Here is an 18,719-nt window from a genome sequence, read left to right on the forward strand (position 1 = left end):
GGTGCTTTGGTTACCGATTTGCCAAGGCCTTTCGCGTTTTGCGAATCCGCCCCGCAAAAGCAAAGACCCCGGCACTGCCGGGGCCTTCTCCTGCGTCACAGGTTCGTCCCACAACGCGGGTCGTCCTGATTGGTTCACCGCAATTTGAGGCTCGACAGCCCGATCAGCGCCAGGACGAAGGAAATGATCCAGAACCGGATCACCACCTGGCTCTCGGTCCAGCCCAGATGCTCGAAATGGTGGTGGATGGGCGCCATGCGGAACACCCGCTTGCCGGTGAGCCGGAACGAGGTGACCTGGACGATCACCGACACCGTTTCGAGCACGAAGAGCCCGCCGATAATGGCGAGCACGATCTCGTGCTTGGTGGCCACGGCAATCGTGCCGAGCGCGCCGCCAAGGGCAAGCGAGCCGGTATCACCCATGAAGATCTGCGCAGGGGGCGCGTTGAACCAGAGGAAGCCGAGGCCCGCGCCGATCAGCGCCCCGCACACCACCGACAGCTCCGCCGTACCGGGCACGGAATTGAGCAACAGGTAATCGGCATAGTTCTGCGAACCGACCAGATAGGCGATGAGCCCGAAACAGGCCGCCGCGACCATGACCGGCACGATGGCGAGACCATCCAGGCCATCGGTGAGATTGACCGAATTGCCCGCGGCCACCACCACGAAGCCGCCGAACAGGATGTAGAAATAGCCCAGATTGACCGCCAGATCCTTGACGAAGGGGAAGAGCAGCGAGGTGCCATAGGCCCCCGAGGCAAGCTGGGAAATGAAGAAGGCCGCGATGCCGCCGATCAGCGCCTCGAGGATGAGCCGCTGCTTCGAGCCGAAGCCGGCATGGCTCATCCGCTTGACCTTGAGATAATCGTCATAAAAGCCGATGGCGCCGAAACCGACGGTGACGAACAGCACCACCCAGACATAGCCATTGGTCAGGTTCGACCAGAGCAGGGTCGAAACCACCGCGCCCGACAGGATCATCAGCCCGCCCATGGTGGGCGTGCCCTTCTTGGTCAGCAGGTGTCCGGCCGGACCATCCTCGCGGATCGGCTGGCCCCGCCCCTGCTTGACCCGCAACAGGGCGATCATCCCCGGCCCGAACAGGAACACGAAGAACAGCGCCGTGACCACCGCCCCCGCCGTGCGGAAGGTGATGTAGCGGAACACATTGAAGGCGGCGAGTTGCTCACCGAGCTGGCCGAGGAAGTAGAGCATTGTCTTGGGCTACTCGTTTGGGTGTGTCAGCTCTGCGCGAATTTTGCTTTGACTTCGGTGACGATGCGCGAGAGCCCGACACCGTTGGACCCTTTGACCATAAGAGCGTCGCCATAGGCAAGATCGCCCATGATCACGTCCACGGCTTCGGCAATGGTGGATGAATGGCTGGCAACCAGCGCTTCAGGCAGGGCCGCAGCGAGCGCCGCCATATGCCGCCCGACCAGATGCACCCGCTCCGCCCCGCTGGCCCGCACGGCATCGGCCAGGCCCGCATGCAGCGCGTCGGCATCGGCGCCCAGCTCCAGCATGTCCCCCAGCACCACCAGCTTGCGTCCGCCCGGCGCTTCGATGCCCGAGAAGACCGCCAGCGCCGCCGCCATCGAGGCGGTATTGGCATTGTAGCTCTCGTCGATCACCACCAGCGGCTTATCGGTCGGTCCGAAGACCAGCCTTTGTCCCCGCCCCGGCTGGGCTCCGAACGCCGCCAGCGCCCGCAGCGCCACCTGTGGCTCGATCCCCGCCAGATGCGCCACGATCAGCGCCGCCGTGGCATTGGAGAGCATGTGCCGCCCGGGCACGCCCAGCGTCAGCGCGTACTGCTCGTCCCCCTGCACGATGGTCGCAAAGCTCTTGTCGGCGGCCGTCTCGACTTCGGTAATCTGCCAGTCGACGCCCCGGCCAAAACCATAGGTCACCACCCGCGTGATACCCGCCGCGGCGGCCGCTTCGAGCAGGATATTGATTTGCGGATGGTCGGCATTGAGCACCACCGCGCCACCCGGCTCCACGCCCTCGAAGATTTCGGCCTTGGCGCGCGCGATGTTTTCCAGGCTCCCCAGTCGTTCCAGATGCGCCGCCGCGATGGCGGTGATCACCGCCACATGCGGCCGCACCATCTGGCTCAAGGGCCGGATTTCGTCGGGGGCATTCATGCCCATCTCGAACACGCCGAACTGCGCGCTCTCGGGCATCCGCGCCAGCATCAGCGGTACGCCCCAATGATTGTTGAAGCTCTTGATCGAGGCATGGGTCTCGCCCGCCGCCTCGAACACCAGCCGCAGGGCCTCCTTCGTGGTAGTCTTGCCCACGCTGCCGGTGACCCCGACGATAAAGCCACGGCTGCGCGCCCGTGCCGCGCGGGCCAGGTCGCGCAATCCCCCCAGGGCATCCGCCACCACGATGCGGCCGGGACCTTCGCTGCGCCCTTCGCTGACCAGCGCCGCAACTGCCCCATTGGCCAGCGCCGTATCGACGAAATCATGCCCGTCGAAGCGATCGCCCTTGATGGCGACGAACAGCGCCTCGGGGCCGAGCTCGCGCGAGTCGATGGAGATGGAATTGATCGCATCGCTCGCCACGTCCTCGGCGCGCCCGCCGGTGGCCGCGAGGATAGCGTCGAGGGTGAAGAGAGGCGGGCTCATCAAGACAGCCTTCGGTCAGAGTTTTCGGTCGATCCGGGAAGCATCGGTTCCGGCGCATCCCTCCCCCTTGAGGGGAGGGAACGAGGGTGAGGGTCCATCGGTGGACCACAAAACCACCCCCTCCCCGACCCTCCCCTCAGGGGGGAGGGGGCGCAATCCATTGACATCCCAACGCTCGCCAGAGCTCTACCCCTTGAGCGCCGCCGCGACCACTTCGTGATCGGAGAAATGGTGCTTGGTGGTGCCGATGATCTGGTAGGTCTCGTGCCCCTTGCCGGCCACCAGCAGCACGTCGCCGGGCTTGAGCGCCTTGACGGCCTTTTCGATGGCCTGCTTGCGGTCGCCAATTTCGGTCGCTCCCTTGGCTCCGGCCAAGACTTCGGCGCGGATCGCCGCTGCATCCTCGGTGCGTGGATTATCGTCGGTGACGATCACCACATCGGCAAGTTCGCTGGCGATTTCGCCCATTTGAGGGCGCTTGCCCTTGTCGCGGTCGCCGCCGCAGCCGAACACCACATGCAGCTTGTTCTTGGCATAGGGCCGAAGGGTCTGCAGGGCCACCCGCAGGGCCTCGGGCTTGTGGGAATAGTCCACGAATATGGCGGCGCCATTGTGCTCGGCCACCAGCTCCAGCCGCCCGCGCGCCCCCACCAGTTCGGGCAGCGCGGCAAAGGCGTCGGCCTTGTCGACACCAGCCGACATGGCAAGCGCCGCCGCGATCAACGCATTCGACACCTGGAATTCGCCAGGAATCTTGAGATGGAAGCTGACCTTCTCGCCCACATGACGCACCTCGACCCGCTGGCCATAGCCTTCCGGCTTGATCGAGAGAATTTCGATATAGGCGCCCTCGCGCCCGACCGTCAGCAGCGTTGCGCTGGCCGAAAGCGCCGCAAACATGAACTGCTCGTGCTCCGGGTCATCGACATTGACGATGGCCGCGCCACCATCGACCAGGAGGTCGGTGAACAGCCGCAATTTGGCATTGCGGTACTCGTCCATGTCCTTGTGATAGTCGAGATGGTCACGGCTGAGATTGGTGAAGGCCACCGCCTCGAAATGCACGCCATCGAGCCGATGCTGGTCCAGGCCATGGCTGGACGCTTCGAGCGCGACATGGTCGATCCCCTGCGCCTTGAGCGCCCGCATCGCCTGGTGCAGCGTCCGTGAATCCGGGGTGGTCAGCGCCCCTTCTATGGTGCGCTTCGAGGTTTCGATGCCCAGGGTGCCAATGCTGGCCCCGGGGACGCCCGCATGGTCCCATATCTGCCGCACGAAGGACGCCACCGAGGTCTTGCCATTGGTCCCGGTGACGGCGACCAGCATTTCCGGCTGCGGTTCGAAGACGCGGCTGGCGGCGCGCGCATAGGCGGCACGTACATCCTTGACGATGATCACCGGCACACCCGGATCGCCCGGCGGCGCCACATCGGTCACCACGGCCAGCGCCCCGCGCTGCACCGCATCGGTCACGAACTGGTTGCCATGTACCTTCGCGCCGGGCAGCGCGAAGAAGATGTCGCCCGGCTCGATCCTGCGGCTGTCGGAATTCAGCCCGAAAACGGCGCCCAACCCTTTCTTGGGGCGGGCTCCGGAGCCTTCGAGCAATTGGGTTACGCTGATGGACACGGCGTCAAATCCTTCTGGATCGATCTAACGGAGGACGGGCGGAATAATCTGTTGGTCAATGGCTTCGCTGAAGTCGGGGGCGACACCGAGCATGGGTGCAACGCGCTGGATCACGCGGCCCGATACCGCACCGGCATTCCAGCCTGCGGTCGTTCCTGATTGCGCATTTTCGGCCTTGGGCTCATCCACCATGATGACCATGGCATAGCGTGGATTGTCGAGCGGGAAGACCGACGCGAAGAAATTGGTGACCTTGCTCGACGAATAGCGGCCATCCACCACCTTTTCGGCAGTGCCGGTCTTGCCGCCGGCGCGGTAGCCCTGGGCGGCCTTGTTCATCTGCGACCCCGAGCCTTCCAGCGCGTTGAGCCGCATCAGGTAGCGCAGCGAGGTGCTGGTTTCAGGGCTGATTACGCGCTGATAGAGCGCTTCGGCCTCGGCAATGTCGCGCTTGTAGAGCGTCGGGGCGATATAATTGCCGCCATTGGCAAAGGCGGCATAGGCGGCCACCATATGCAGCGGCGACACCGAGAGGCCATGGCCGAACGAGGCGGTGGCCGCGCCCACTTCGGACAGTTCCTTGGGCACGGTGGGAACCCGCATTTCAGGCAGCTCGAACTCCACCCGCTCGTCGAATTTCATGCGCGACAGGAAGGCGCGGAAATTGTCCTTGCCCATGGCCTGCATGATCCGGATCGTGCCGATATTGGAGGAATATTTGTAGACCTCGGGCAGCGACAGGATGCGGTGCTTGCCGTGGAAGTCGTCGATCGTGTAGCGGCCGAACCGAATGCCGTAGCGCGCGTCGAACTGGTCGGTGATGGCCACCGAACCGCTGTCGAGTGCGCCGGCCATGGTGACGGTCTTGAAGATCGAGCCCGGCTCGAAAATACCCGAGGTGATGCGGTTGAACGTGTCCTTCACCAGTGCCGAGGCCGGCTCGTTCGGGTTGAAGTCGGGCAGCGAGGCCAGCGCGATCACTTCGCCGGTATGAATATCCATCATCACGCCCGCGGCGGCGATGGCCTGGTAGCGGGTCATGGCGTCGGCCAGTTGCTCGTGCATGATGTGCTGCACGCGCATGTCCACGGACAGTTCCACCGGCGCCAGCGCATTGCCGCGCGCCAGCCCCAGGTCCTGCAGCAACGCCACGGATTCGGCATCCATGTGCCGCTCGATGCCGGCAATGCCCTGATTGTCCACATTGGTGGAGCCCAGGATGTGCGAGGCTTCGCTCATGGCCGGGTAGAAGCGCTTGGATTCGGTGATGAAGTCGATGCCGGGTATGCCCAGCCGCATCACCGCGTCCTGGATCGCGGGCGTCAGTTCACGCTGCACCCACACGAAACCTTGGTCGCCCGTGAGCCTATTGCGCAGCCAGGTTTCATCCAGATCGGGCAGCACGGTGCGCAGGGCGCGGACGGCCTCCTCCACATCGATGATCCGGCGCGGTTCGGCATAGAGCGAGGGCACGCGGATATCCACGGCCATTTCGAGCCCGTTGCGGTCGAGGATTGGCGGACGAGTCGCGGTGATCACGTCGCGCGCCTGCCCTTCGATGGTCTGGTCGGTCTCGACCATTCCCAATTGCACGAGGCGCCCGCCCACCAGGCCAAAACCCAGGATGACGGCCAGGATCATCCAGCGAATGCGCGCCTGCGTGAGGTTGCCCCGCTGCTTGCGGGCGCCGTCCAGCGCGATTGTGGGGGTGAAATCTTCGGTGACGACGGCCATTATTCGATACCCTCCATCTGGAGAATGGCGTCAATCGGGTCGATGCCTTCGGCAATGGCGGCAAACAGCGCATCCATGCCTTCGGTATCGGGCGCCGCCGGACGCATGGGCAGGGCAGCGAAGGACCCGAACTGTTCCTGCTGCACCGGCCCGATGGCCAGCTCCGCCTGGTGGCGCTGCACGATGGGATCGATATGGCCCGGCTGGTTCAGCACCGCCCAATCGGCCTTGAGCAGCGAGAGCTGCCCCTCCTGGTCGCTGATCTGCGCGATCAGTGCCGTCCGCTCCGACGCAGTGCCCTCGATCGAAAACTTGAGCGCATAGACCCCGGCCAGCATGGCGACGGAAGCAAAGAGCAGGAAGATATTGAGATTGCGGATCATGCGGCGCCCCGGATCTGCGGGACGCCGAGGCCCTTGAGATCGATGGGGCGGGCGGCCTCGCCGGTGCGCACAGCGCTGCGCAACACCGCAGAGCGCGCCCGCGGATTGCGCGCCAGTTCCGCCGCGCCGGACTTGACCGCCTTGGCGACGGGATGCCAGCGACGTGGCGCCGCCTCGACCTGCGGCAGGTGCCGCGAGGCGGTCGGGCCACCCTTGTCCGGGTCGAAGAAGCGCTTGACGATGCGGTCCTCGAGCGAATGGAAGCTCACCACGGCCAGCCGTCCACCCTCCACCAGCAGGCGCTCGGCGGCGAACAGCCCCTCGACCAGCTGGTCGAACTCGCTGTTGACGGCAATGCGCAGCGCCTGGAACGATCGCGTCGCAGGATGGGCATCGCCAGGCTTGCGGCCAATGGCCTTCTCGATGATGCGTGCCAGCTCCAGCGTGGTGGCTATGGGCGTGTCCTGCCGTGCCGCGACAATGAACTGGGCGATGCGGCGCGACTTGCGCTCTTCGCCATAGGCATAAAGAAGATTGGCCAGGTCCTCGGCTTCGAGCCCGTTCACCAGATCCGCCGCGCTGGTGCCCGAGCGGCTCATGCGCATGTCGAGCGGCCCATCGCGCATGAAGGAGAATCCGCGCTCCGCCTGGTCGAGCTGCATGGAGGAAACGCCGATATCGAGCACCACCGCATCGACCGGCCCCGCGTCGGCCACCAGCGTATCCAGCTCGGAAAACGTCCCGGCGACAAAGCGGAAGCGGTCAGGAAAGGCCTGAGTGAGCGCCTCGACATGCGGCGCCACCGAAGGGTCCCGGTCGATGCCGATGACATGGGCGCCCGCTTCGAGCAGGGCGCGCGAATAGCCTCCTGCCCCGAATGTACCGTCCACGACGCGGCGGCCGGCTACCGGCGAGAGCGCCGATAGCACTTCCTCGAGCAGGACCGGCACATGCGGACCGCCCTGCACATCGGTTTCGGGCAGGGAAGGCTTGCCCATATCCGCTACTACTCCACTCCGGCTGGTACGACGCCGGTTACATAAACTCCGCCCGATCTTGCATACCGACGCTTAAGATTCTGTTTCCCATTCGCATCCGCCTAGGATGCACGCCGGGGCGGGAAAACCGCCCGTCTATTAATCTATGCATATTGCCCTTGGGGTCGGATCGGGCGATGAAGGTCCGATCAATCCGGGGAAGCAATGCCGATAACCAGCAAGACATTCGTGCGGTCCACCGCCCTGCTGCTGCTTGTCGGCCTGCTGGCGCTGATGGGCATCGTCGGCACGACGCTCTGGCTCGGCGAACGCACCCAGGTCTACTTCAACGAGGTGGTCGAGGCACGCGAGGCACGCGCCGCGGCCGTCGACCTGCGCTCGCTGCTGCAGGACGCCGAGACCAGCCAGCGCGGCTTCATCATCACCGCCGACCAGCAATATCTCGAACCCTATCAGGCCGCCCTGCCCCAGATCGACGAGGCCATGGACCGCCTCGATGCGGTCCTGCTGCCCTATCCCCAGGCTGCCGAACCGCTCCAGCAATTGCATGGCGACATCGATTTCAAGCTCGCCGAGATGACCCGCACCATCGAGCTGGTCCAGGCCGACCAGCGGGCGGAAGCCGCCGAAATCATCCGCACCGATGCCGGCAAGGAGGCCATGGACCGCGCCCGGACCTTCTTTACCGGGCTGATCGATGCCGCCGATGCCCGCCTCGACCAGGGCGTCGAGGACCAGCGCAGCACCGCCAACCTTCTGCGCATCGTCTCCATCGTGGGCGCCCTGGTGATCTTTGCCGTGATCGGCGGCGCCATCTGGGCCGTGCTGAGCTATACCCAGGAACTGGCCAATGCCCGCCGTGCCGTCGAGGAGGCCAATTCGAGCCTTGAAGAGCGGGTGCGTGCGCGCACGGCCGACTTGGGCAAGGCCAATGAGGAAATCCAGCGCTTCGCCTATATCGTCACCCATGACCTGCGCGCCCCCCTGGTCAACATCATGGGCTTTACCGCCGAGCTCGAAACCAGCGTCGAGGCGGTCAGGACCTATATGGAATCCCAGCCAGTCAACGAGGATGACCCCGCGGCCGGTGAAGCCCGTCTTGCCGCCACCGAGGACCTGCCCGAGGCCATCACCTTCATCCGCGCCGCCACCCGCAAGATGGACGGCCTGATCAACGCCATCCTCAAGATTTCCCGCGAAGGGCGCCGCCAGCTCAAGCCCGAGCCGGTCGACCTGTCCGAGGTCGCCGAGGCCAGCGCCGCGGCGGTGCATCATCAGGTCAGCGAGCGCGAGGGCGAGATCACCACCGATATCCGCGTGGGCAAGCTCATCACCGACCGCCTGTCGCTCGAGCAGATCCTGGGCAATATGCTCGACAATGCCGTCAAGTATCAGGAGCCGGACCGGCCCCTGCGGGTCGCCATCAAGGCGCGCCATGTCCCGGGCAATCGTGTCATCCTTGAGATCGAGGACAATGGGCGCGGCATTGCCGACACCGACCATGAGCGGGTGTTTGAATTGTTCCGGCGTTCCGGCTCGCAGACCAGTGCCGGCGAAGGCATCGGCCTGGCACATGTGCGCACCATGGTGCGCAGCCTGGGCGGCGACGTCACGCTGACCTCGAAACTGGGGGAAGGCACCACCTTCATCATCAATCTGCCGCGCGACGCGCGCAGCTATCTAGGGAGCTTTGGCGCATGAACAATGCACGGCCCGTCACCATCATCATGGTTGAGGACGACGAGGGGCATGCCCGCCTCATCGAGAAGAACATTCGCCGCGCCGGTGTCGCCAACGAGATCGTCCCCTTCACCAACGGCACCGAGGCCCTGGCCTATCTGCTTGGGCCGGACGGCTCAGGCCTGGTCAACAAGGGCCGCCAGCTGCTGGTGCTGCTCGACCTCAACCTGCCCGACATGACCGGCATCGACATCCTCGAAAAGGTCAAGGGCAACGAACACACCAAGCGCTCGCCCGTGGTGGTGCTGACCACCACCGACGACCAGCGCGAAATCCAGCGCTGCTACGATCTGGGCGCCAATGTCTACATCACCAAGCCGGTCGATTACGAAGGGTTCGCCAACGCCATCAAGCAGTTGGGTCTCTTCTTCTCGGTCATGCAGATTCCCGAGGCCGAATAGCCCACGATGCCGAACCGTACGCCGCATGTTCTCTACATCGATGACGACCCGGGCCTGAGCCGCCTGGTCGAGAAGGCCATGCTGCGCCGCGGCTACATCTTCGATCACGCCGAAACCGCCGAGGCCGGGCTCGCGCTGATCCGCCAGGGCGGCATCGACGTGGTGGCACTCGATCACTACCTGCCCACGGGCACGGGCCTCGACGTCCTCAAGGGCCTCGAAGGCATGGAAGACCGGCCCACCGTGGTCTATTGCACCGGCTCGGAAGAAACCGACATCGCCGTCGCCGCGCTGAAATCGGGCGCCACCGATTTCGTACCCAAGACGCTGTCCGACGAGTTCATGGAACTGCTCGTCGCCTCCATCGACCACGCCATCGACCGCGTGCGGCTCAACCGCGCCAAGGCCCAGGCCGAGCGCGAAGTGCACGAGGCCCGCGAGCGCGCCGAAATGCTGCTCGGCGAGGTCAATCACCGCGTCGCCAATTCGCTGGCCATGGTCGCCGCCCTGGTCGGCCTGCAGGCCAATGCCGTCGAGGACGCCGAGGCCAAGCGCGCCCTCAGCGAGACCCAGGCCCGCATCCAGGCCATCGCCGGGGTGCACCGGCACCTCTACAATTCCGACGATGTGCGCACCGTGCAGGTGGGCGACTATCTCAATAGCCTGGTGGGCGAACTTGAAAACACCCTTCAGGCCGAGGGCCGCACCGCCAGCATCCGGGTGGATGTCGAGGGCTTCCCCATGCCCACCGAAAAAGTGGCCTCGCTGGGCGTCATCGTCACCGAACTGGTCACCAACGCACTCAAATATGCCTATGCCGGTCGCGAGCCGGGCGAGGTGCGCGTGCACATGGTGCGCGAGGACGGTTCGGTCCGCCTCACCGTCGAGGACGATGGCATCGGCTGGGCCGGCACCGGCAAGCCGCAGGGCACGGGCCTGGGCAGCCGCATCGTCAAGGCCATGGCCCACAGCCTGGGTGCCAGCGTCGCCTATGGCGAAGGCCCCGGCACCCGCGTCCACGTCACCTTCGCGGCCTGAGCCCGCAAAAAATCGCCCCGGTGGGGCGATTTCAGGTCTCAAGGCCATGAGAGCTATGCTCGAATGGCCGAACCGGCCGCCGCCCCCTCCGTCGCGCTCGTCAACAAGAGCGGCGCCTGCGCGACGGGCATGGCGACCACCACATCACCCGCCTTCACCTCGCGCTCCACATAGCGGTGCGCGTCCACGATCTGGTCGAGCGGAAACACCCGGTCGGTCACCGGGCGCAGGACGCCTCGTGCCAGAAGGTCGTTGAGGATGTGCAGGTCGTTGAGCTTGTCCACCTCATTGCGCAGGCCCGTGGTCGCCAGCCGGCCGCGCTTACCGCCGCGTTTGCCGCCGGTCAGCATCAGCCAGAAAATGCCCCAGCTCGGCACGGTGGTCAGATAGATCCCGCCCGGCCTGAGCGCCGGAGCACTGCGCGCAAAGCTCGATTTGCCCACCGCATCGAAGATTACGTCATAGGCGCCAGGATTGGCCGTGAAATCCGCCTGTTGCCGGTCGATGAAATGATCGGCTCCCAGCCGCTCCACCAGGGCCCGATGACGGCCCGAGGCCACAGCCGTCACCTCGCCCCCAAAATGGTGCGCCAACTGCACCGCCATGGCGCCCACGCTGCTGGCCGCGCCATTGATCAGCACCCGATCGCCGGGCTTCACCCTGGCTTCGTCACGCATGAACGGCATCGCGGTGAGATAGGCATAGCTCATGCCGCCCAGCGGCAGCAGTTCCACCCCGTCCGGCACCTTCACCAGCGCGGCGCTTTCCTTGACGCACACATATTCGGCCATGCCGCCCAGGCTCGCTCCGGTGCAGCCATGTACCCGGTCCCCCACGGCAAAGCGCGTCACCCCCGGGCCCAATTCGGCGACCACACCGGCAATATCGTCCCCAAGCACATCCAGCTTGGGCCGGAACAGCCCGCCGAAGAACCGCACGATGAACGGATCGGCCTTGCGAAAGGCGCAATCCGCCAATGTTACGGTGCTGGCATGCACTTCGACCAGCACCTTTCCCGCGCCCGGGACCGGCCGCGCTCGGTCAACGATCTCGATGACCTCGGGGCCGCCATAGCGTTTCTGTGCAGCAACTTTCATCGCTCAAATCTCCATGCGTGTTGTCTCGCGCGGCCGGGCGGTTGCGTCGGGGTCGCAAAGTCTGGTCGGCTTCATTCGGCTCAGTCCGGCCCGAAGGCCCCCGGTTCAGGCCGGGTCGGCCTCGGGTGGCGTCCACTGGAACACCGCGTCCAGCGGCACGCCGAACACATGGGCGATGCGGAAGGCCACCTCCAGCGAGGGCGAATAGCGCCCCTGCTCGATCGCCACGATGGTCTGCCGCGTCACGCCCACCTTTTCCGCCAGCGCCGCCTGGGTCATCTCGCCGGCATGAAAGCGCAGCGTGCGGATGGTATTGCTGACATTGGCCTGTCCCTTGCCCATCGCGCTTACATCGTCCGGTAGAAATAGAGTTCGGAGGCGGCATTGATCGTCCCGCCGATCACCGGCGCCACGAACAGCGCATAAACCGCCAGATTGCCCCCTGCCCCCAGCGCCAGCGGGATCAGCGCCAGCGCCGCGAGAATCGAGGTCGCTATCGCGCTGTTGCGCTGGCTCTTGGCCGACACCAGATGGTCGCGCTCATCGGCCGGCTCGTCCTTCAGCTCCGCGCCCTGGGCGATCGACACCAGGATGGTGCCGATGATCGCGCCCACGATGTTGAACCCGATCATCGCCCCCACCGCCCAAAGCAGTTTTGTGGCGATCTCCGCCGTCGAACCCGTCGCCCCGCCATTGAGCGCATCCAACGCCAGCCAGCCACCAACCCCGGCCACCCCCAGCAACTGCACCCAGGCCATCATTTCCTTCGACGTCATCGCGCACACCATGTCTCGTTTACTGGACGCAAGGTATGGGAAAGGCGACGTTGTGTCAATTATTTCATACATGACGTCAGACAGGGCCGACAATTACGTCGCTTGCGATCGGCATGTTCGCAAGGACCACGCTTTGTATGCGGTGGGTTCAGGATGTCTTATTTGGGGTGGTTTGCGGAAAGACGGCTTTGGGGCAAGATGGCGCGAAAGCGGACACTGGTGACGGTAGATAGTAATGCGGAAAGTTCTATCAGCGCTCACGCTGCTGTGCATTTCAGCCTTCGGTACGATAACCACATCGGCCCAATCGACTGGATATGATGACATCCAAATACAGGTTGGCCACGAGAGGTTTGTGTTGACCCCGACACCTGCACTGACCGTGCATGGGATTGGCACGTCGCCTGGTGCACTCGATCCGACCCTGGGCGAAACTTTCTATTTTGGAGAACCCGAACTTCCGGCATTGGAACCAATGTCTCCAGAATGCCGCTTGGCGAGCCATTTCTGGGGGCGACGTGCCCCAAGCTTTAGCCTTCACTTACTTCTTGAACTGCGCGTCAAATCCTCAGCTACCGACAAATCTGGTTTCCCTCTGCCAAATTCCCCTGCTTGAAAAAGGACTTCTATTCAACATCAGGGAAAAAGCACCGGGGCGCGAGATCGGAACGAATTTGGATCGTCCAAGACCGGAGCGACCCTTGGCTGCTCCGGTGAGCCAGGATGGTTCCATGACTGTACGCAACGACGGCAGGGCATACTGGGAGGGGCAATTGGCCGATGGCCCAGTCGCGGTTCGCTGCGAGAAGCGGCCCGAAAGCGGCAACTACGAATGCTCACATTCCCGGGCTCTAACGCCGACAACTTACTACCGTATCGTATTCTTGCTGGCTGGCGAAAACCCACCGCCATCTGATGCCGAATGGCTATCGTTCTCGAGCGCGGTAGCGGAGATATTTCGCGGTGTCGTAACCCCACTTCATTGACCCTTCCCTGACCGGAAGGCGCGACAGCCGATATGCTGCATTGCAAGATGAGCTACATCACGGTGTCCCCTTCCAAGCTTCGCGTACACCAGTCTGTAGGGCCGAAATGGGGTCGAAATCGGTCTTCCGGTTTTGTCTCTTTGTTTCCACCCCACCGGCCGTCACCCTCGGCCTTGAGCCGAGGGCCCTGTACTTTGGGGGTTTGGCAGGGGCGCTGTGAAGCGACACAAGTCTGAATAGGCGCGATCTCTGGGATCACATCGCCAAGTGAAGAGCCCTCGGGTCAAGCAACTGTCGATTGTTTGACGATGGCACTGAGGATTGTGATGAACTTTCTCATTGCGGCGTTGATGGCGACCTTGAAGGGTTTGCCGTTGGCCCTGAGGCGGTCATAGAAGGTTCGGAGTGCAGGACTGCGGGCCTTCAGGGCGCTCAGGGTTGCCATATAGAGGACGTTTCTGACACTGGCGCGTCCGCCGCTGCATCGGCCGGGACGTGCCGTTCGCCCCGATTGCCTTGCATGCGGGGCCACCCCGACCAGGCTGGCGAGCTGTTTGGGCGTGGCATGGCCCAGCTCGGGCAGATCGCAGAGCAAGGTAGCGGCCAGAACCGGGCCGACACCCGCCACAGCGAGCAGGATCTCATAGCGCGCCTTGAGGTGGGTTGCGCGGATATGGCTGGCGATCTCGGCATCGAGCCGGGCAATGTGGCCCCCGACCATGGTGTGCATGCGGGCCAGCATGCGTCGCACCATCGTGTCGGTAGCGATATCGAGCCGGGAAACGAGCTTGTTGCGTTCGGCAATCAATTGCCGGCGCAGGCCGGCCAGCTCGTCCAGCCGCTGGCGCGCCGGGTCGCGTTGATAGTCGTGCTGGCCGGGCGCCAGTTGCACATAACAGGCGATCATCCTGGCATCGATTGGATCGGTCTTGGCATGGCGACCCAGGGCGTGGGCCAGAGCCCGCACGCGGGCGGGTGGAACCAGACAGACCGCAAACCCGGCTTGTGCGAGCACGTCCAGTGCCGCGCGCTCATAACCGCCCGAGGCTTCCAACCCGATCCGCTGCACGCCCAGACGGCGCAGCAGCCCGACCAGCCGTGCCAGCCCTTTGGGGGCATGGTCCACACTCAGCACCTGGGCGCCGGGCAGGACATGCACGTCCAGCCGATCCTTGGAAACGTCGATGCCCGCGACGATGGCTTCTGATATCATCTCTCTCGCCTCTCCCTGGCTTGTGATGCGGGCAACTGCCCTCACAACTGTTCGGGTTTAGGGAAGAGCCGACAGGACCCTGCTTAACCTCGGCCGATAAGGCCTGTCCGAGGACGGTCGCTGTCAACCCGGGAGTGCGGCTGCGACCGCCTCCCGGGACAACTTAATCAGATATCGTCGATACAAGCCCGAGGGTGACGCGCGGTGGGTCGGAAGTCGGCAGTTTTTGATCGTCTCATCGTATGGGCTCGGACGACAGATTTGAGGTCCGAACCTGCCATCCTCGCCATTTGCACGGATCCTGCCCCACCCACCGCGCCGCCCTCGGGCCTGACCCGAGGGCCAGCCGACGCCACACCGGGCGCGCGTTGAGGCAGGCCCCCGGATCAAGTCCGAGGACGGACCGGGATTGGTTCAGCGCATGGTGCAAAAAAGTAATCCCCGCCCCCTCAATCGTCCCCCATACTCCCCCCCATCACTCCCGCGCGGACGGACTGCAGCGAACTTTTGCGGGGGGAGCCGGGCGTGATTGGGTCGCTCCAGTTGCGCGTCCAGGAAGCGGTCACCCTGCGACGAGCGTTCAATGGGGACCGAGTCCTTTACGAAAAACCGGTGTCCCGAGGCGGCGACGTCTCTATTTTACTATTTTACTGAGACGCACGCGCCTCGGGATACGTCCCACATCAAATCCGGAGGCGATCACGCCATCCGGCACTTCGGCATGCCTTCGGGGCCTGCGGAAGGCTCTTTGAACCGCTCCACAATGAAAAACGGCCGGGGAAACCCCGGCCGCTTAATGGATCATCAGGCTTCGCGCGCCTTGGGGGGCGCCTGCCGGTTCTCGCCGAACTCGGCCGGGTCGAAGGCGCGGTCGCCCTTGTCGTCCCGCACGCGGGTGGTGAGGCCAATCCTGCCCAGGAGATCGATGAACGGCACTGGCGGCAATTCCTCGATATTGGCCATGCGGTGGCAATCCCACTCGCCCCTGGCGATCAGCATGGCGGCGGCGATGGCGGGGACGCCGGCCGTATAGGAGATCGCCTGGCTGTTGGTCTCGGCAAAGGCTTCTTCGTGGTCGGCAATATTGTAGACCAGGAGCTCGGTCTCGACGCCATCGCGCACGCCCCTGACAAGGTCGCCGATAAAGGTCTTGCCGGTATAGTCCGGCGCCAGCGACATCGGATCGGGCAACACCGCCTTGACCACCTTGAGCGGCACGACGTCCAGCCCCTCGGCAGTCGTCACCGGCTGCTCGGACAGGAGGCCGAGATTGTTCAGCACCGTGAAGACGTTGATATAGTGCTCGCCAAAGCCCATCCAGAAGCGGATATCGGGCACGCCGAGATTGGCCGAGAGCGAATGGATTTCGTCATGGCCGGTGAGATAGGTGGTCTGCTCGCCCACGACCGGCAGGTCGTCCGTGCGCTTGACCTCGAACATCCTGTTCGCCGTCCACTGGCTCTGCTGCCAGCTCCAGACGGTGCCGGTGAACTCGCGGAAATTGATCTCGGGATCGAAATTGGTCGCGAAATAGCGTCCATGGCTGCCCGCATTGACATCGATGATGTCGATGCTGTCGATCCGGTCGAAATAGCTGTTGGCCGCCAGCGCCGCATAGGCATTGACCACGCCCGGATCAAAGCCCGCGCCCAGAATGGCCGTCACGCCCTTGCGCTCGCATTCCTCGCGATGCGTCCACTCGTAATTGCCGTACCAGGGCGGCTGCTCGCACACCTTGGCGGGGTCTTCGTGGATGGCGGTGTCGATATAGGCGGCGCCCGTGTCCATGCAGGCGCGCAGCACGCTCATGTTCAGAAAGGCCGAACCTGCATTGAGAACGATCTGGCTCTTGGTTTGCCGGATCAGGGCCTTGGTGGCCTCGACATCCATGGCGTCGAGCTGGTGGGCGGCCAGGATGCCCGGGCGCTTGAGCGCCTTCTTGTCCACGATGCCGGCGACCAGCGCCTTGCATTTGGACAGCGTGCGGGAGGCAATGTGGATGTCTCCGAGCACATCGTTGTGCATTGCTGCCTTATAGGCAGCGACTTGCGCGACACCTCCGGCGCCGATGATCAGCAGATTCTTTTTCAATTGGCACGAAACACCTTTTTCGAGGGGTAACGGATCAGCCTGTCCCTATGACAGGCTGGCGACATAGTCGGCATAATCGAAACTTTGCACAAGGTCGATCACGCCGCTTTTCCTGCGGATGGCTATAGCGGGCATTGCCACGCCATTGAACCAGTTTTTCTTCACCATGGTATATCCGCCCGCATTCAACAGGGAGATACGGTCCCCGACGGCCAGCGGTTCGAGAAAATCGAACTCCCCGAACACATCCCCGGCCAGGCACGATTTGCCCGCGATCTGATAGCGATGCGGCCCCGCATTGGGCGCCACCGACCCGCTTTCGCGATAGACCAGCAGGTCCAGCATATGGGCCTCGACGGCGCTGTCGACAATGGCCACCGCCTTGCCATTATCCACGATGTCGAGCACGCTCACTTCCAGCGTGGTGGTATCGGTGACCACCGTATCGCCCGGTTCGAGATAGACCTGCACCCCGAACTTGTCCGCAAATGCCCTGAGCCGCGCCGCCAGGCCCGCAATGTCATAGCCATCCCTGGTGAAATGGATGCCACCGCCAAGGCTGACCCAGTCGAGCCGGGCCAGCAGGTCGCCCAATCTCTCCTCGATGCTGTCGAGCAGGCTGGAAAAGGCTTCGACGCTGTCGTTCTCGCAATTGCAGTGCAGCATGAACCCGGAGATCCGGTCCATCACCGCCTCGACCCTTGTCCGGTCGCTTTCCCCCAGCCGGCTGAACGGTCGTGCCGGATCGGCAAGGTCGAAATGCGAGTGGCTGACGCCGGGATTGACCCTGAGCCCGATGGGCAGATGGCTGGCCTTGTCGCCGAAGCGCTCGAGCTGGTTGACCGAATTGAAGATGATCTTGTCGGCATTGGCGATCGCCTCGTCGATCTCGCCATCCGACCAGGCCACCGAATAGGCATGGGTTTCGCCGCCGAATTTTTCGCGCCCGAGCTTCAATTCGTTCAGCGAGGACGAGGTGGTGCCATCCATATGCGGCGCGATCTGGGGGAAGGTCGACCAGGTGGCAAAGCATTTGAGCGCCAGCAGGCATTTCGCGCCGGACGCGGCCCGCAGCGCATCGACACGCATGAGATTGCGCGCCAGCGCTGACTCGTCGATGAGATAGTAGGGGGTAGCCAGGGGCATCGCGCCAAAACTCCGAAGCGTGTGCCCGCCAGTTCAGAACGGCGGAGGAAAGCCGCACCCTGTACCGGTCCCATCCGTCATGATCAAGTGCCCCAATGGCTTCGCCCCGGGAAGGACATCCCCGGGGCGATGGCACTTCAGCCGTTCATGCGGCCTGCTTACGCGTCGTCGGTCTGCGAGGAGAGCGACTCGGTGACGCAGAGGGCCTTGTCGGTGAACGGGCAGGTGTCCGCGGTCCAGGCGAAGGCCGGGGCGGCAATGCTGGTCACCAGGGTCAGGGCGAGGACGGCAGTCAGGATCTTCTTCATTGGGGAGGCTCCGTGTGTTGTGAACGAGCCCTACATGCCCGTCGCCACATTGCGGGAGCTTTTCCGGAAGGTTTCCGTTGCTTGCCGGTGCATTAAACTACTGTCACCAAACGGCAATTCGAAGGGGTCAGCGCCAGTTGACCTGTAAGCCGGGTTCTGTAGGGCCGCGTTGCCGCGACGTGGTGACCATTCATCTGAGGCGGCTGTTGCCAGCGCGCTCGTGCAACCAACCCGGACGACATGGCCTCGAAACAGGCTGGGCCGAAACCCGCGTCATCCCTATTTGGTCTTGCTCCCGGTGGGGTTTACCGTGCGGCCCCTGTCGCCAGCGGCCCGGTGCGCTCTTACCGCACCCTTTCACCCTTGCCGCTCCGAAGAGCGGCGGTTTGCTTTCTGTGGCACTTTCCCTGGGGTCGCCCCCGGCGGCTTTTGGCCGTCACCGTGTTTCGATGGAGCCCGGACTTTCCTCCAGCGGACAGTTACCCGTCCGTCAGCGGTCACCCGGTCAACTGGCGCGGCTTATGTGCGGGAGCAA

General features: G+C 64.0%; 16 protein-coding genes and 1 other RNA gene. 3 read left to right on the plus strand and 14 right to left on the minus strand.

Going from position 1 to position 18,719, the window contains the following annotated elements:
• Window positions 1–134 precede the first annotated feature (134 nt).
• The 6 genes from mraY to rsmH all read right to left on the minus strand — a co-directional run bounded on the left by mraY (window position 135) and on the right by rsmH (window position 7,373).
• A complete protein-coding gene (mraY, locus tag K1X15_RS12225; RefSeq protein ID WP_220303891.1) occupies window positions 135–1,220 on the minus strand; it encodes a phospho-N-acetylmuramoyl-pentapeptide-transferase in 1,086 nt (361 codons plus the stop codon).
• Between the two features lie 26 nt (window positions 1,221–1,246).
• The gene (locus tag K1X15_RS12230; protein WP_220303893.1) at window positions 1,247–2,644 is read right to left on the minus strand and encodes a UDP-N-acetylmuramoyl-tripeptide--D-alanyl-D-alanine ligase; all 1,398 of its coding nucleotides are present in this window, start codon (window positions 2,642–2,644) and stop codon (window positions 1,247–1,249) included.
• 186 nt (window positions 2,645–2,830) lie between these two features.
• A complete protein-coding gene (locus K1X15_RS12235) occupies window positions 2,831–4,267 on the minus strand; it encodes a UDP-N-acetylmuramoyl-L-alanyl-D-glutamate--2,6-diaminopimelate ligase (protein WP_220307527.1) in 1,437 nt (478 codons plus the stop codon).
• Between the two features lie 30 nt (window positions 4,268–4,297).
• A complete protein-coding gene (locus tag K1X15_RS12240) occupies window positions 4,298–6,007 on the minus strand; it encodes a peptidoglycan D,D-transpeptidase FtsI family protein (RefSeq protein ID WP_220303895.1) in 1,710 nt (569 codons plus the stop codon).
• Window positions 6,007–6,390, minus strand: a complete 384-nt coding sequence (gene ftsL / locus K1X15_RS12245; protein ID WP_220303896.1) for a cell division protein FtsL — start codon at window positions 6,388–6,390, stop codon at window positions 6,007–6,009. The genes K1X15_RS12240 and ftsL overlap by 1 nt, the downstream gene beginning before the upstream one ends.
• On the minus strand, window positions 6,387–7,373 hold the full coding sequence (rsmH, locus tag K1X15_RS12250; RefSeq protein ID WP_420828378.1) for a 16S rRNA (cytosine(1402)-N(4))-methyltransferase RsmH: 987 nt from the start codon (window positions 7,371–7,373) through the stop codon (window positions 6,387–6,389). The genes ftsL and rsmH overlap by 4 nt, the downstream gene beginning before the upstream one ends.
• Before the next feature lie 219 nt (window positions 7,374–7,592).
• Between rsmH and K1X15_RS12255 the strand changes: the two genes are divergently transcribed.
• Genes K1X15_RS12255 through K1X15_RS12265 form a run of 3 tightly spaced genes read left to right on the plus strand, consistent with a single transcriptional unit; the run spans window position 7,593 to window position 10,567 of the window.
• Window positions 7,593–9,089 carry a sensor histidine kinase gene (locus K1X15_RS12255; RefSeq protein WP_220303899.1) on the plus strand — a complete coding sequence of 499 codons (1,497 nt, stop codon included), beginning with the start codon at window positions 7,593–7,595 and terminating at the stop codon, window positions 9,087–9,089.
• Window positions 9,086–9,529, plus strand: coding sequence for a response regulator (locus K1X15_RS12260; protein ID WP_220303900.1), 444 nt, complete (start codon window positions 9,086–9,088; stop codon window positions 9,527–9,529). The genes K1X15_RS12255 and K1X15_RS12260 overlap by 4 nt, the downstream gene beginning before the upstream one ends.
• A 6-nt stretch (window positions 9,530–9,535) precedes the next feature.
• Window positions 9,536–10,567 carry a histidine kinase dimerization/phosphoacceptor domain -containing protein gene (locus K1X15_RS12265; protein ID WP_220303901.1) on the plus strand — a complete coding sequence of 344 codons (1,032 nt, stop codon included), beginning with the start codon at window positions 9,536–9,538 and terminating at the stop codon, window positions 10,565–10,567.
• A gap of 53 nt (window positions 10,568–10,620) precedes the next feature.
• On the opposite strand, the gene K1X15_RS12270 is transcribed toward K1X15_RS12265, so the two are convergent.
• The 8 genes from K1X15_RS12270 to rnpB form a co-directional block, all read right to left on the minus strand.
• Complete coding sequence (locus K1X15_RS12270) at window positions 10,621–11,664, minus strand: NAD(P)-dependent alcohol dehydrogenase (protein WP_220303902.1); 1,044 nt, start codon at window positions 11,662–11,664, stop codon at window positions 10,621–10,623.
• Between the two features lie 105 nt (window positions 11,665–11,769).
• On the minus strand, window positions 11,770–12,006 hold the full coding sequence (locus K1X15_RS12275) for a helix-turn-helix transcriptional regulator (protein ID WP_220303903.1): 237 nt from the start codon (window positions 12,004–12,006) through the stop codon (window positions 11,770–11,772).
• Window positions 12,007–12,011: 5 nt separating this feature from the next.
• Entirely contained in the window at window positions 12,012–12,440 is a 429-nt protein-coding gene (locus K1X15_RS12280) for a hypothetical protein (RefSeq protein WP_220303905.1), read from the minus strand.
• Window positions 12,441–13,709: 1,269 nt separating this feature from the next.
• Window positions 13,710–14,639 carry an IS110 family RNA-guided transposase gene (locus tag K1X15_RS12285; protein ID WP_220303849.1) on the minus strand — a complete coding sequence of 310 codons (930 nt, stop codon included), beginning with the start codon at window positions 14,637–14,639 and terminating at the stop codon, window positions 13,710–13,712.
• Window positions 14,640–15,443: 804 nt separating this feature from the next.
• Window positions 15,444–16,730: a saccharopine dehydrogenase family protein gene (locus tag K1X15_RS12290; protein WP_220303906.1), complete on the minus strand. Its 1,287-nt coding sequence runs from the start codon at window positions 16,728–16,730 to the stop codon at window positions 15,444–15,446.
• Window positions 16,731–16,775: 45 nt separating this feature from the next.
• Complete coding sequence (locus K1X15_RS12295) at window positions 16,776–17,876, minus strand: carboxynorspermidine decarboxylase (RefSeq protein WP_220303907.1); 1,101 nt, start codon at window positions 17,874–17,876, stop codon at window positions 16,776–16,778.
• A gap of 158 nt (window positions 17,877–18,034) precedes the next feature.
• A complete protein-coding gene (locus K1X15_RS12300; protein ID WP_220303908.1) occupies window positions 18,035–18,184 on the minus strand; it encodes a hypothetical protein in 150 nt (49 codons plus the stop codon).
• Window positions 18,185–18,313: 129 nt separating this feature from the next.
• Window positions 18,314–18,697: RNase P RNA component class A (gene rnpB / locus K1X15_RS12305), an RNA gene on the minus strand.
• Window positions 18,698–18,719: the final 22 nt, after the last annotated feature.

The sequence above is a fragment of the Devosia salina genome (assembly GCF_019504385.1).
Classification (GTDB): Bacteria; Pseudomonadota; Alphaproteobacteria; order Rhizobiales; family Devosiaceae; genus Devosia; species Devosia salina.